The organism is Sphingobium baderi (genome assembly GCF_001456115.1).
GTDB classification, from domain to species: Bacteria; Pseudomonadota; Alphaproteobacteria; order Sphingomonadales; family Sphingomonadaceae; genus Sphingobium; species Sphingobium baderi_A.
On record NZ_CP013264.1, the window covers coordinates 1,112,062 to 1,126,420 of the forward strand.

Annotated in this window: 12 protein-coding genes and 1 tRNA gene; 2 read left to right on the top strand and 11 right to left on the bottom strand. The window is 60.1% G+C overall.

Translation table 11 applies throughout. The annotated features are described in order from the left end of the window. Positions 1-2 precede the first annotated feature (2 nt). Complete coding sequence (locus tag ATN00_RS05510) at positions 3-2,342, top strand: membrane-bound PQQ-dependent dehydrogenase, glucose/quinate/shikimate family (protein WP_231746394.1); 2,340 nt, start codon at positions 3-5, stop codon at positions 2,340-2,342. A gap of 17 nt (positions 2,343-2,359) precedes the next feature. Here ATN00_RS05510 and ATN00_RS05515 read toward each other — a convergent pair whose 3' ends face one another. From ATN00_RS05515 to ATN00_RS05560, 10 genes are all read right to left on the bottom strand, one after another. Continuing rightward, positions 2,360-3,307 (bottom strand): NADP-dependent oxidoreductase, encoded by a 948-nt coding sequence (locus tag ATN00_RS05515; RefSeq protein WP_062063049.1) that lies wholly within the window; start codon positions 3,305-3,307, stop codon positions 2,360-2,362. Positions 3,308-3,405: 98 nt separating this feature from the next. Further along, positions 3,406-3,957 carry a hypothetical protein gene (locus ATN00_RS05520; RefSeq protein ID WP_062063051.1) on the bottom strand — a complete coding sequence of 184 codons (552 nt, stop codon included), beginning with the start codon at positions 3,955-3,957 and terminating at the stop codon, positions 3,406-3,408. Between the two features lie 152 nt (positions 3,958-4,109). Continuing rightward, on the bottom strand, positions 4,110-5,468 hold the full coding sequence (locus ATN00_RS05525; protein ID WP_197413674.1) for a phosphotransferase family protein: 1,359 nt from the start codon (positions 5,466-5,468) through the stop codon (positions 4,110-4,112). A gap of 78 nt (positions 5,469-5,546) precedes the next feature. Further along, positions 5,547-5,921, bottom strand: coding sequence for a hypothetical protein (locus tag ATN00_RS05530; protein WP_062063054.1), 375 nt, complete (start codon positions 5,919-5,921; stop codon positions 5,547-5,549). 100 nt (positions 5,922-6,021) lie between these two features. After that, positions 6,022-6,438: a limonene-1,2-epoxide hydrolase family protein gene (locus tag ATN00_RS05535; protein ID WP_062063055.1), complete on the bottom strand. Its 417-nt coding sequence runs from the start codon at positions 6,436-6,438 to the stop codon at positions 6,022-6,024. Between the two features lie 104 nt (positions 6,439-6,542). Beyond that, positions 6,543-8,918, bottom strand: a complete 2,376-nt coding sequence (locus ATN00_RS05540; RefSeq protein ID WP_231746395.1) for a TonB-dependent receptor — start codon at positions 8,916-8,918, stop codon at positions 6,543-6,545. A 190-nt stretch (positions 8,919-9,108) separates the two neighbouring features. Further along, positions 9,109-9,456 (bottom strand): hypothetical protein, encoded by a 348-nt coding sequence (locus ATN00_RS05545; protein WP_062063058.1) that lies wholly within the window; start codon positions 9,454-9,456, stop codon positions 9,109-9,111. A gap of 29 nt (positions 9,457-9,485) precedes the next feature. Further along, on the bottom strand, positions 9,486-10,781 hold the full coding sequence (locus tag ATN00_RS05550) for an aromatic ring-hydroxylating oxygenase subunit alpha (RefSeq protein ID WP_197413675.1): 1,296 nt from the start codon (positions 10,779-10,781) through the stop codon (positions 9,486-9,488). A 309-nt stretch (positions 10,782-11,090) separates the two neighbouring features. Then, positions 11,091-11,744, bottom strand: coding sequence for a TetR/AcrR family transcriptional regulator (locus ATN00_RS05555; protein WP_062063061.1), 654 nt, complete (start codon positions 11,742-11,744; stop codon positions 11,091-11,093). A 389-nt stretch (positions 11,745-12,133) separates the two neighbouring features. Beyond that, positions 12,134-12,225 (bottom strand) — tRNA-Ser (locus tag ATN00_RS05560). A 231-nt stretch (positions 12,226-12,456) separates the two neighbouring features. Between ATN00_RS05560 and ATN00_RS05565 the strand changes: the two genes are divergently transcribed. Beyond that, entirely contained in the window at positions 12,457-13,260 is an 804-nt protein-coding gene (locus ATN00_RS05565; protein WP_062063062.1) for a DUF1134 domain-containing protein, read from the top strand. Positions 13,261-13,267: 7 nt separating this feature from the next. Here the strand turns inward: ATN00_RS05565 and dinB are convergent, their stop codons facing one another. Then, complete coding sequence (gene dinB / locus ATN00_RS05570; protein WP_062063064.1) at positions 13,268-14,350, bottom strand: DNA polymerase IV; 1,083 nt, start codon at positions 14,348-14,350, stop codon at positions 13,268-13,270. Positions 14,351-14,359 lie beyond the last annotated feature (9 nt).

Sequence of the window (14,359 nt, forward strand, 5' to 3'; positions counted from 1 at the left end):
AAGTGACCGCTGGTGGCACGGCGGCGGCTTCGCGGTGGGCGAGCATCGGAATAAGCCGGATTCATGCGCTGTTGCTGGCCATATTCGGGTTGGCGCTCGCCGGGCCAGCGACAGCCCTGGCGCGAGTGGGCGGATCGCCCTGGTATATGCTGGCGGCGCTCGTGTCGCTCGTCACTGCCGTGCTGGTGTGGCGGCGTAGCGGCCGCGCGCCTGTCGTCTATGGTATCTTTCTGCTGGCGACCTTGATCTGGTCAGTTTGGGAAGTGGGGTTCGAGCCCTGGGCGCTGTTGCCGCGTCTGGGCATGCCGATCATCCTCGGCCTGCCGTTTCTCGCAGGGGTCTGGCCACGCGGCCGCCGGGGCGCCGTTCTCGCCGGGGTCGGAGTTTTGCTGCTGGGCGTCGTCTGGGTTGAGGCGAGCGCGTGGCGCGCAGAGCCAAGCGTTCCGGACGGGATGGGAGCCAGTGCCGCGGTCTCCGGCGACTGGCGGCATTATGGTAACGACGCTGGCGGCACCCGCTTTTCACCGCTGGGGCAAATCGGCCCCATGAATGTCGCCGCGCTGGAGCCGGCATGGACGTTTCGTTTCGGTCCTTCGGCAGTGGCGGCGCCCGTCACGCTGGAAACCACGCCGCTTGCGGTGGCGGGGCGATTGTTCCTGTGCACCGGCGACAATGACGTGATCGCGCTCGACGGTGACAGTGGCCGTCAATTGTGGCGCTTTCGCGCGCACGCCGATGGCCGGGGTGTGCCGATCGCATCCTGCCGCGGCGTCGCCTACCATCGCCAGCCAAATGTCGCAGGTCCATGCGCCGAGCGGATATTGACCGCGACGATGGATGCCCGATTGATCGCATTGGATGCCAGCAATGGCCGGCCTTGCGCCGGGTTCGGTATCGACGGTGCGGTCGACCTCCGCGCCGGGCTGGGCAGGGTCGACAAGGGCTATTATTTCGTCACCTCCCCGCCGCAGATCATCGGCAATCGCGCGGTCGTGGGCGGATGGGTGGTCGACGGCCAATATGTGGGTGAACCGTCGGGCGTGGTCCGTGCCTTCGATGTGCATTCCGGCGCTCTTGCCTGGGCCTTCGATGCAGGACGCCCGGACCGCCGCGGTCCGCCTCAACCCGGAGAGCAATATACGCCGGGGACGCCCAATAGCTGGGCACCGATGAGCGTCGACGAGGGCCTGGGCATGGTCTACGTACCGACCGGCAATGCGACGCCCGATTATTATGGCGCCAGCCGGCGACCGTTCGACGATCGTTTTTCGAGCGCGGTGGTGGCGCTGGATGCCGCGACCGGAACCGTGCGCTGGGTATTCCAGACGGTGCATCACGATCTATGGGATTATGACGTCGCCAGCCAGCCCACGCTGACGGACATCAATGGCGTGCCCGCCCTGATCCAGCCGACCAAGCGCGGCGAGATTTTCGTGCTCGATCGACGCACGGGACGACCGATCGCCCCGGTGGAGGAGCGCGCGGTTCCCCGGAGCACCGTGCCCGGTGAGCGGGCAGCGCCCACGCAGCCCTTTTCCAGCGGAATGCCGAGCTTTGCCGGAGAGACGCTGACCGAGGCGGACATGTGGGGCCTGACGCCGATTGACCAGGCGCTGTGCCGCGCCGCTTTCCGCCGCGCCCGATATGACGGGCCATTGACGCCACCGGGACTGGACCGGCCGAGCCTGATCTATCCAGGCTATGGCGGCGGCATCAATTGGGGCGGGGTTTCGATAGACGTCGCGCGCGGGATCATGATCGTGAACAGCAACCGCGTCGGCAATCTGGTGCAACTGATCACGCGGGATGCCGCCCGGCGGCGCGGGATTGTCCCGCTTTCGGTGAACAGTCATGGCGGCGCGGCGGGGGCGGTCGCGCAGGAAGGGCTCCCCTATGCAGCGGATCTGAAACCCCTGATCTCACCGATCGGCGTACCGTGCCAGAAGCCGCCCTGGGGGATGATCGCGGCAGTCGACCTGCAATCCCGACGGCTGCTCTGGAGCCGCCCGCTCGGCACCGGGCGGGACAGCGGTCCCTTCGGGATGGGATCGCAACTGCCGTTCACGATGGGGGTTCCCAATACCGGCGGATCGATCGCCACCGCATCGGGACTGACTTTTATCGGCGCGACGCACGATCGATATCTTCGCGCCATCGAGACGCGAACCGGGTGCGAACTGTGGCGTGGGCGGCTGCCCGCTGGGGGACAGGCGACGCCGATGATGTTTCGCTCGCCGCGCACCGGGCGGGAGTTCGTGGTCATCGCCGCGGGTGGCCATCCCGGACTGGGCACGAAAGGCGGCGACTATGTCATTGCCTATGCCCTTCCTCAGCGCAAATAGCCAGTCTTGAAAAGCTGTCAGTCCCGGACGACCAGCACCGTTTTGCCGCGCGCATGACCACTTCCGAGCGCAGCCAGCGCATCGCCGAATTGTTCGAGCGGATAGATCGCCGTCACCACCGGCCGGATGGTTCCCTCAGCGACCACCTTCGCCATGTCCGGCCACGCGCCGGCACTGTCCGGGCCGCTCGCGACACGGCAGGCGATATCCTTGGCAGCCCAGCGTTCCGCAAAACCGGCAGAGGGTAAGCCGCGGAGCGCGACATAGCGGCCGCCGGAACGCACCTTTTCACAGAGAGTATCCGCGTTGCTGCCGTCCGCGCTATCCAGAACGCCATCGATCTGGCCAAGATCGTCCAGCCAGTCGGACGCCGCATAGTCTCGCGGTTCAGCGCCGAGCTGACGGACGAGATCGAGATTGCCCGCCGATGCCGTTCCGATCACCCGCGCTCCGCGCCATCGCGCGAGTTGTACCGCGACGCTGCCGATGCCGCCCGCTGCTCCGTTGATAAGGATCGTCTGCCCAGGTTGAACATCGAGGCCACGTGCCGTCGAGAACAGTCCGTCCCACGCCGCCATCAGCACATTGGGGAGAGATGCGGCCTCGATGTGTGATAGCTTCTCCGGTTTCCTGGCGGCACGGTCGCAAGGGATCGTCACATAATCCGCGAATGTCCCTTCCGCGTCTGCCGCCGCCTGCCCAAAAACGGCGTCCCCTGTCCGGAACCCTGCGACTTCCTTGCCGACCGCTTCGACGACTCCTGAAAAATCACGGCCCAGAACCGCGGGAAGAGTGAAGGAGACGAAGGCATTGACATATCCTTCGACCGCGTAGCGATCGAAGGGATTGACGCCGGCGGCGTGCACGCGGACGAGCAGCGCTCCCGGATCGACCGGAGGGGTTGGGATATGGTCGATCCGGACTCCGGTCAAACCGCTATAATCATGAAAGCGCACTGCACGCATCACCGCTTTCCTTTTTCAGGCCGCCAGATCATGTTCAGGGACGGCGCGGGGCACCTGCCTTGAAGCAGGTATATTGTCGAGGCAGTTGGGGCGTGAGATCAAGCGAGCATCCGGTCTACGGCATCGCGTTCGACCGCCGTCACATCCATCAGCTTGCCGCCGAAAACATGTTCGCCCAGCATCAGCCGGCGCTCCACATCGATGGGATGGCTGCTCATCGAGCGCCATCGGATAAAATAATACCCCTCCGGATCAAGCGGATAGGGTTGAATGTGAAGAGATTTTCCGCGGATGATCGCCGTGTTGATGCCCTCGAACATCATGCCCCAGTCGGCAAACGCCCAGCGCTCTTCTATAAATGGTCCTGCCATAGGCAGATCACCTTCGGCTGCGCCCTGATAAAGGGAACGGGCCTCTTCGGTCGTCTTGAATTCCCAGTAATGGGGAATGAGAAGTCCGATTCCGTCAAAGCGGTATGTTACTTCCTTCTCCGGCAATGTTGTCATGATTGCCGCAAGGTCGTTCCGAACCTCGGCGATCCAGTGATCGCGGTACACTTCCAGCATGATACGGTCGCGTGGATTCTCCAGATCGCCAATATTTGCATTGATACGGCGCATCGCGTCGCTGACGGTGGGAATTTCGATCATTTGCGCTCTCTTTGTCAGGATTGGGATTTTTTCGTGCCTTCGACATCTGCATCATCCAGTGAGATTATATCCCGATGTCAAAATGAACATTGAAACAACTGAACCCATCATTTCGGATATTGTCAGCATGACGAGTGAGAGCAGAACCACCGTCAAGGCACGAATGGTTGCAAGGCATATTGCGTGAGACGTTCCCGCGCCGGCAATGCCTCTGCCATGCGGTCATCGACCTGCCTCGCAAAATAGTCGAGCAAGATCGCATCATGGTCCGGCCCCGCTGTCTGGACGAAGTTCTCAACCGCGGCATCAGCCTCTCGCCAGTCCGCAGGACGATAGCCCAGGAACGCGGCAGCACGATCGAGATCGGCCGCGCCATGCTCTTGCCGCATCGCGGCTTCCGCTCGCGCCCATTGGACCAGCTTCTCCGCTGAGCACCTATCGTTCTCGCCAAGCTCGGAGTTTCCCGTATCGATCCTGGCGACCGTTGCTTCCAGAATCTCCCACACGATCCGAGAGCGGCTGTCCGCAGGTTCGGGGGGAGCAGACGTGGGAATAGTGACGCCCATGTGCTCGGCAATGGCCCAGAGCAGCGCCCGACGGCATAGAATATCCCACACAATATATTCATATTGCATGTCCACCGGCCCCGGGTTCGCCATGGGAGCAGCCAGCGTCATGGACGAAGCGAGCATGAAAGTCGCGGTGTGATAGCTGAACGCCTTCTGATCAATCTCCATTCCAGTCGTGCGGGCATAGTGGCGAACCAGATGATTAGGATCAGCGCCCAGAGGCTCGGTCGGATGTCGCAGCCTAAGCGCTGCCAGATCATGCATGGGATCGCCAATGTGCGTGGCCTCGAAATCATACAGGGTAGTGATCTTGCCATTCTGGAAAAGGAACTGCCCCGGATCGCCATGCAAAACGCATGTTCGGGTGCGATGCTGCGGAACGTTTCGCTCTACCCAACGCAGAGCCCATTCCATCATCGGCTGCGGCGTTTTCTTGAGCCGGCGAAAGATTGCTATGTTCGGGGTGAGATAGGAGAATGCGATCTCCCTTGGAGACTGGGGCTGAACCACGCCTGCCGCGACGAAAGGCGCGGTGTCCAGGCTGTGGATGCGCGCTAGGATCTCGACGCTTTCCTCGGCTATCCGCTGCGCTTCTGCGGCGTTGGCTGCTTCGGTGACATCCCGTGTTCCCGGGACGCGATCCATGATGATCCCCTCTGGATCGTGGCTCATGCCATAGACGTGAGGCACCGGAATGCCCCCTTGCTCAAGCAGCCGGAGAATCCCGGCCTCGCGCGCCAGGCCAGGAAATGTCTCCGCGTCGATTCCCTTGTCGCCGCGGACATAGAGCGGGATCGTGCGATCATCGCGACTGACCTCCGCATACCAGCTCGTACGCCATCGCGGTTGCCGATCCAGCATCGTCACGCTTCCGCCCACCAGCCGCTCGATCTGCCGTGTCAGCCGTTCGGTCATGTCGTCCTTAACTATAGCATGGTTCATGTTCATCCCCGTCCCCGGATGAAGAGCGCGCCTTCATCGAGTGAGCTGCCATTTCCGGTCAGCAAAGAAGCGAGCCGCTCAAAGGTCAGGTGTCTGAGGCCAGAAGCGCGAATGCAGCGAGCCGTCCTCCCGAAACAAATATGTTTCAATCGACTCGAGTTCGATGGTCTTTCCGTCCTGAACCAGCTTGTGCGTGAAATAGGTCGCGGCTTCGCCATTGGCGACCATCGCGGACACAAGGCGGGATTGCACGTTGATGCCGTCCTCCCACATGCGATCGAGATGGTCCCAACCCTTGAAAACCTCCCCATTTGCCGGCCATTCGAGCGAGTAGCCGCCAGGTGCGATCTGGCGGTAAAGGGCCATGAAATCGTCTTTGCGGCTCTTGTCGTTGAAGATCCGGGTCTGCTCGTCGAGGAAGCTGTGAATGGTCCTGGATGATGGGATGCTCATGCTGGCTCCTTTGATGGGTCAGGGTCCGCGACGCTGCGATGTGCAGGAGAGGGAGATGGTCTTCCGTCAATAGAAAGGCGCCCGGCCCCGCATGGCAAGGCTAGCCGGCTATGACGGCTTCGGGTTTCATGCCGAGTTGCTTGCCCAGATCGGCTGTATCGAAATATTCTCTCCAGCTCACAATCTTGCCCTCTGCATCGAGATCATAAACGGCGACGAGGGCATGAGAGACGCGGACCCCGTGCATCGTGAAATAATCCAGGCGTTCGGTCATCACGGTCAATCCGGCAGAAACTAATTTAACGATCCCGCATTCCATGAAGGTCGAGAACTCACGCTGGCGTTTGACTTCAGCATGGATTGCCTTTTGGCCCCGCACGACCTGGCCGGGCACCCACATGTGCCATTCCCCTTCCGTCGCGAAATAGCTGGCGATGATATCCGGGTCGGGCTTCTCGATCTTGCCCTCACCCCAGGCAGCGCAGAAATCGCGCACGATCTTTTCGGCATCAATCATATTATCCCTCTCCCATATTCGTCAGGTCCAAAATGCCTCGACGTTAAGCCTGTTGATATATGGACACGGTTTCGACCGCGATTGTCCTTAGCCTGTTTTGGCGATCAGCTTCCGAAGCGGTAGCGAAGCTGCACGCCATACATGCGAGGTTCACCATATATCGCACTGGTGATGCCCAGCAGTGCCGATGTCACAGTGCCGCTGGCATAATATTTCTTGTTGAACAGATTACGCATGAAAACCCCAATATCCATGGGAAGGCCGCCAACATTGTTCAGATCAATCCGACCGTTGAAAAGGTCGTAGCCCGGCAGTTTAACGTCGGTAATAGGGACTTTGCTGGTATGGTAATAGTCCAGGCTCGCCGCCAGTTCACCGGCGCTGCCCAATTCTACGGCATATCGAGCGCCGCCCGAGAAGGTAAACTTCGCCGTCAGGTTGAACGGCACCTCAGGGGATGCGAGGTAGGGCCGCAATACGGCCGGAAGCGTCAATTCCCGCGTTTTAGTGTCCAACAATGTTCCCGCCGCAGTGAACGACAATCCCTGTATCGGCGAAACAAGCGTATCGAAATCAATCCCGCTCACTCGAGTCTTACCGGCATTGACCAGCAGGGTTCCGCCGGTGGGATCGTTGCCAGGATCGCAATCCCCGTCTGGTGACAGCCCCGGCGCGGTGCCCCCCGGCGTTGTGGTGCTGCAGCCAGCCGCAGGCGTCGCCAGTCCTGACAGCGGGATTTGCACGCCATTGTACCAGCCGGAGAAGGCAGACACGTTCACCCGTCCCCGGACGTCACCGGCGCGCCATTCGGTCCTGGCGCCGATTTCGACATCAGTGACCTTTTCCGGCGCGAACGATTGATAAGGCGTGAGACGGCCTGCCAGCGTTGGGCTGTTGACGCCGCCGGTTCGATAGCCACGCCGCGTGACGGCATACAAGAACACGTCCTTCGTCGCCTGCCAATCGAGGCCGATCGTCCAGGTCGGTGCCTTGGATGATGTTCTCTGGACGCTTGCGTTCACGATGTTTGAGGCGCCGCGCGCGCAGTCCGCGGGTTTGACGTCTGGCCTGCTGGTGACGCCGCTGCCGACGCATGCCTCGATCTTGTCCCAGGTATAACGAAAACCAGCGTTGAAACGAAGGCCTTCGACCACCGAGTCGAGCTTGAGCCCGATATTGGCGAACAGGGCCTTGCTGGTCTCGTCGTAGAAATTATAGGAGAAAGGGACGTCCGTGATGCCGGGAATGGTGAAGATCGGGACATAGGTGCCGCTCGGTCCTTTGGGCTTGCTCTTCAGGTAGAAGCCTCCGACCAGCCAGTCGAGATTGCCGTCCATCGCCTCACCACGCAATTGGACCTCGTCACTCAGTTGCTGGACATTCTGCGTCTGGCGGCCATTGACCACGGTGACTGGCGTGCCGACTGGAAAAACGCCTGTGCCATCCGCCACAATGGTAGGCAGGCCATCGGAACTCGCGAAATAATCGAGCTTGTTACGGCGATAGCCAAAGATGTTGATGAGATGAATGTCGTCCGCCAGATCAATCTCCGTGCGATTGGTAAGGCCGCGGCGTGATACATTCTGGAACTGCCCGATATCGGTATCGACAACGCGCGGGCCACGGCGCTGCTGGGCTTCCAGAACATCCACGATCGGTTGAAGGAGGCCGAGTGTGGCGAGCAGCGGGGAGTTTCTGTCAACATCGACCAGCACCGATGCATCGCCCGCCGTTCGGTTTCTCGAATAATCGTAGATCGTTGTGTTGGTAAACCCCTCCACCGGCTCAAGCAGAAGCGAAGCCCTGTAACCGCGGGAGTTGACGTTATCGGGGTCGCGTCCAACGCCGATCGTTCGGGTATAGCCGTCACGCTTCTGATATTGTCCGCTGAGGCGCAACGCGACCTTGTTTGCAACGATCGGAAGATTGAGCACGCCTTCGAACTGCCGATCGTCATAATTTCCGTATGCGCCCTGGATGTAACCACCCAGTTCATAGTTGGGGGCCGTTGGATAATATAAAATCGCGCCGCCCGTGGTGTTGCGGCCAAACAGGGTTCCTTGCGGCCCTTTCAATACCTGAACCGAGGACAGGTCGTAGGTAGGAATGCCGGCACCGACAACGGGTGAAGGAACCTCGGCGAAATAGGGGATCACGCCGGGGGCGCTATTGCCCGAGAGCGCCTTGGATTGCCCGCGAATAGCGTAGATCGTGTTTTCACGTCCGCCGGACCCGGCCAGGAAGATGCCTGGCGTTTTCACGATCAAATCCTGGGTGTTCTGAATGGATGCCTGGCGGAGCATGTCAGCGTTAAAGGCGGTGACGCTAACGGGTGTCGACTGGATGCTTTCCGCCGAGCGACGCGCGGTCACCACAATCTCGTCGAGCGATCCGGTTGAGGCCAGGGCATGGTCCGGTTCTTGAGCCCGTGACTGGCTTTCCCCGCTGGATTGAGCAAGTGCCGCGCCAGTCGTGGCCATGACAAGCAAGCCGGTTCCCAGCAATAGATATAATTTTTGCGATCCGCGCATGACTATCCCCTCAATTTATATATTTAACTCTATGATATTGTATTTTTTTATTATAAATTGGTCGAATACTTTATCATTTTAATTGAAAAATATAATTTTGTATAGTAAATTGTATCAGTCATTTCTTGGTGGTAACAGGCTATTCGCTACCAGATTGCGTCCAGATTGTATCGATATGGTGCGGATAGGGTGCATTCTTGACGCGCGGCGCGCCGAAAATTTCGACAGCCTGCATCACTTCGCTGAGCCCCATGACAGTGCGGTACAAGCGCGCTTCGGCTTCCGGCAGGTCGCCGTCCGGGAAACTGTCGAGATAGGTGAAAATCTCGTCCAGCCGGTTGGCCGCAGCATCGTGAAATGTGCGTAGCTCGTCCATCGTTAGCGACTGGCGCAGCAGATATCGCTCAGAGGCCGTTTCCAATTGACCCCATTTCTCTGCAAATGGCTCAAGCGCTGAAAACTGGTCGGGAAGCTTCGTAATACTCATCTTTCCACCCCCATCGACCTATCATATCGTTATTCAGCGGCGAGACGCTCCGGCTCTCCGCCCAGTCGGTTATCCACCGCCGCCTGCATGATGCCCGACATGTGCCGCAGAAGAATTTCCGGATAGCCGAAATAAACCTGCTCCAGCGCGCCGGATGCCAGCCCCTGATGCTGGCCGTTAATACTGAAATTATCTTCCGTCAGTACATCGCGGTACATCGCCATCATGCATTCCTGGGCGAAGCGCTGACGACGCGTTTTCGGCGCACAGAAATACCATCGTGCGTACCAGCGGGATTTGTCGACTGCCACTGGCCAGTAGCTGTTAAACCACCAGCCATTGGGGAACACGCCAATCTGGCCCGTAGGGAAAAGAAAAAAGCCGTCGCCGCCCCAATTCTTCGCCTTTGGCCGATTGAGATCGGGGTGGTCGCTAAAGCTGGGTTGCGCTTCCTGATCCGGCGCATCGTCCGAATTGGACGTGATCTGCGCCTGATTCATGAATGCGAATGCCTGGATCGGACGCGCGGTCAGATCGACCGTGAAATCGGGGTTGGACGGCAGCGTCGTGATGAGGTGCGGGCCCACCTGTTCCCAACCGAGGGAATGCGAATGGGGATTGTCCTCCGGCAATGCCCAACCCTTGGCGGATTTCCGGTGGAGGGACGAGACATGATAACCTTCGCCCGAAGCTTCATTGCCGAGCTTCCAGTTCGCGTCCATTGGTGAAGTGAGGGATGCCGAGCGCGGATATGCGTCGAATGGCGCATCGATCAGCTTGTTCGAAATAGGGCCGAGAAACTGCTCCAGCGTCTGCTGCGGGTGCGGATCCAGGTTGATGAAGAGAAAACCGGCCCAACTGTCGACGCTGACCGGTTTCAGCTTTTGTTCGCGTTTGCAGACTTGCGGGAAATTCTCCTCATCGGGCAGTGCCTTGAGGGTGCCATCGGTGGCAAAACTCCAGGCGTGATAAGGGCAGGTGAACAGTCCGTTATGGCCGCGCGGTTCCCACAGGAGCTTCATTCCGCGATGCAGGCAGACATTGTGAAATGCTTTGATGCCTTCGCTTCGATCGTTGACGATGATCACGGATGCATCGCAAATTTCCACATCCTTGACGAACCAGTCCCCCGGCTGGGCGACCTCTTCCACCCGACCCGCAAATAGCCACACCTTGCTGAAAATTTCGCGCTCTGCATCGAAGCGTTCGGGGGAGAAATAGACGTCAGCCGGCGCGATGCCGTTCTCCACCGTCTCGCGCTTTGGTAAGGTTGGGCCGAAGCCGATGTCGAAAGGAGATAGCAAGGGTTCGTCGAAGGATCTCACGGCATTCCCCAACGCATGTAATTCATATGAATTATCTAGGTCGGCGATATGGTGCAACCCAGGCAATGTCAAGCTTTGCTCCAAGGCGTTGCGGCCTGATACAGTTCACATATGAAAATCCCGGCAGGTCGTGGTTCGTCGCGCTTATGGGTGTTTGTGACAGTTCTGTGCCCGGGGGACGCTTGACCCAAGGGTGTGAGGAAAAGCCGATAGCGGCGGCATGTCTCTCATCTGGCGCGCAAAATCGCGTGCGCGGCCATCTAGCGATTCCGATGAGCGTGAGGTCGGCATGGTTGCGGACCAGCAACTTCAAGGATTCAATGCGATTTGCCGGGGAGGGTAGGGCATGAGGAAGATGGCGACAACCGCCTGCAATATATCCTGCCAATAAATGGATCCGGCATCATAGGGCGGGTGCTGGCGAACTTTGGGCGGTTCCGGATAGGCCACCGCTATCAGAAATATATTCGCGGCTAGCCGAAAGCGCCGTTCGATGACATCCGCAGGCATGTCGGGCCAGAAATTCATAATGCGGCGGTTTATCTCGGCCGATGCCGGCGAGTTGAACTGGGTGATAAAGAAGGGCTGTTCGGCGAGAGGTAGCGGCATCAGGGCCAGCATGAACCGCGAATAGGTTTCGCGCTCCAGTTCAGGCATGAGGATGATGGGCAATAACAGGGCGCCTATCAGATCCTCAAAGCTGATTTGAGGCTGTATCAGGAGGCGGTCCAGATGCGCCTTCCGGGCCGCTTCGATCATGGGCAGACGCATTTCGTAGACAGCCTGTATCAAACCAGCCTTAGATCCGAAATGATGATGCACCGCCGAACTGTTTGCATGTCTTGCGGCAACCGAAATCTGGCGAAGCGAAACTCCATCCAAGCCATGTTGCCCAAAGAGCTTTTCGGCAGTGACGAGCAGGCGCTGTCCACCCTTGCTATAGGTTTCGAGACTTTTGAGCATGAGAACGTCATGCTGCCATTTCCTGTACGTGCCAAGTCCATTGATGTCGCGGTCGACTCCATGTGGCGCTCGGTATGAGAACGGGAAATATGGATATATCCCGTTCACGCGAATTGAGGACGCAACCATAATGCTTTGCGAGGGCAGGCTTGCAGGCGGGAAGATCTGCCTTTGCTGGCAAGGAATTCGCGCCTGTAGGGCGTCACAAGAAAATTTCTGCCTTCCAGCAGTACGAAAAAGCTATTTCCGTTCTCCCGCGATTTCTTCTCTTCCGATCTAGCGGGGGCATCAAAGTTCGCGGCAGACGCCTTTGTCCGTGCCGTCGTGGCCTTAGCCCGGCATTGGGCCAGTCTAGAGATAGGGAGGATTACGGCTCTTTTCGAAGAGCTTGGCGGAGACGCCGGGATTCGAACCCGGGGTGCCCCATTCAGGGCACGACGGTTTAGCAAACCGCTGGTTTCAGCCACTCACCCACGTCTCCGCAATCATGCCCACCGCAAAAAGGCGGGCAGTGGCTTGGCTGGAACCGGCCTATAGCGATGCTCCAGCCTTGTGGCAACGGCCATATTTGCGATCTCCGCGATCAGAAAAACGGGCCGGATTCGTTCCGGCGCAGAATCGACTCAGGTGGGCGTTCGTTCATTGCCGTTTCAGCTTCGATGCTGATAATCTGCGGAATGGATAAATGCGGGAATGCGGGGAGCCTTAAGGCATGATCGGGACTTTGGCGCGGGTCGTGACCCGCTTTGCGCGCGGCGGCACGCTTGTCGCGGCAATGGCGGGTATGGCGCTGACGCCGCTTGCCGCGCAGGCACAGATCCGCACTGTGGACCCCAACACGGCGATCGATGCCGATCTCGCCCCGCCGCCCCCGGCCAGCAACGCGCCGACCGATCCGGGCGTGGACACCACGGTCGCCCCCGACAGCGGCGTCTATAACGACCAGACCGGCGGCAACGCCTCCACCACCGCCGCCACCGCGACGGGCGCCCCTGTCACGGCCAATTCTCCTCCACCCGCGCCTTCGCCCAGCGATTCCTATCAGGAGGACGACCTGATCGGCGCGGCCGAGGGCGTTTTCGGCAAGGGCGCCGAAGGGTTGGCTGGACTCATCGAAAAAATCCTGAAGGATCAGGGCCGTCCCAATGCCTATATCGCAGGGCGCGAAGCGTCGGGCGCGCTGGTGGTCGGGCTGCGCTATGGATCAGGCACGCTCAATCACAAGATCGAGGGCAAGCGGGAAGTTTACTGGACCGGGCCGTCGATCGGCTTCGATGTCGGCGGCAATGCGGGTAACACCTTCGTGCTAGTCTATAATCTCTACGACACGCAGGACCTTTACCACCGCTTCCCCGCGGCCGAAGGCACGGCCTATCTGGTCGGGGGTTTCAATGCCAGCTATCTGCGCTGGGGCAGCGTCGTGCTGATCCCGATCCGCATGGGCGTGGGATACCGGCTGGGCATCAACGCGGGCTATATGAAGTTCACGGAAAAGCGGAATTGGCTGCCCTTCTGAACGGGTTTCAAAGGGCGAGGGCGAGTTGATCGCCCTCTTCCGCATCGCCTTCCAGATTATGCACGCCCAGCCCCAGCAAACGCGCGCCCATTCGTAGCGGGAGCTGGGCGCGCAGCAACATGCGCCCCGTTTCGGCCAGCAGGTCCGCCGAGCGCAGGGCAGACGGAAAGCTGCGGGACCGGGTGATGATGCGGAAATCGGCGAATTTGATCTTGAGCACCACGGTCCGGCCATAGCCGCCGGATTTCTCGACCCGGCTCCAGAGATTGGCCGCGATCCGATCCATCTCCTCGATCAGCCGCGCTTCCTCTGTCAGATCGTCGAAGAAGGTGTCCTCGACGCTGACGGACTTGCGTCCCTGCCGTTCATGGACTGGACGGTCGTCCTGACCGCGCGCCGCCCGATAATAGAACAGCGCCGCGCTGCCGAAATGCGCCTGAAGGAAAGCAAGGTCGCGCGCCCGCAGATCCGCGCCGGTTTCGATGCCCAGCGCCTGCATCCGCCGGGCCGTGACCGGGCCGATGCCGTGTATTCGCCGGACCGGCATCTTCGCGATAAAGGCCGCGCCCTCCTGCGGACGGACCACGCACAGGCCATCGGGTTTGTTCTGGTCCGACGCGAGCTTGGCGATCAGCTTGTTGTAGGACACGCCCGCCGAAGCGGTAAGGCCGGTTTCCTCGCGGATGATGCGGCGGATTTCCTCCGCCACGCGCGTGGCGGAGGCGATGCCCGGCTTGTTCGCGGTGACGTCCAGATAGGCTTCGTCCAGCGAGAGCGGCTGGACGACGTCGGTGAAGCGGAAAAATATGTCCCGCACCTGCCCGGAAACGGCGCGATAGGCTTCGAAACGGGGCGGCACGAAAATGAGACCGGGGCATAGCCGCCGCGCCCGCGCGCCAGGCATGGCGGAGCGCACGCCGAAGGTTCGCGCTTCATAGCTGGCGGTTGCCACCACGCCGCGCGGACCGCCTCCGCCGACCGCGATCGGCTTGCCCCGGAGCGTGGGATCGTCGCGCTGTTCAACCGACGCGTAAAAGGCATCCATGTCGATATGGATGATCTTGCGCGGCTGTGGCGGCGAGGATTCCATGGCGCGACC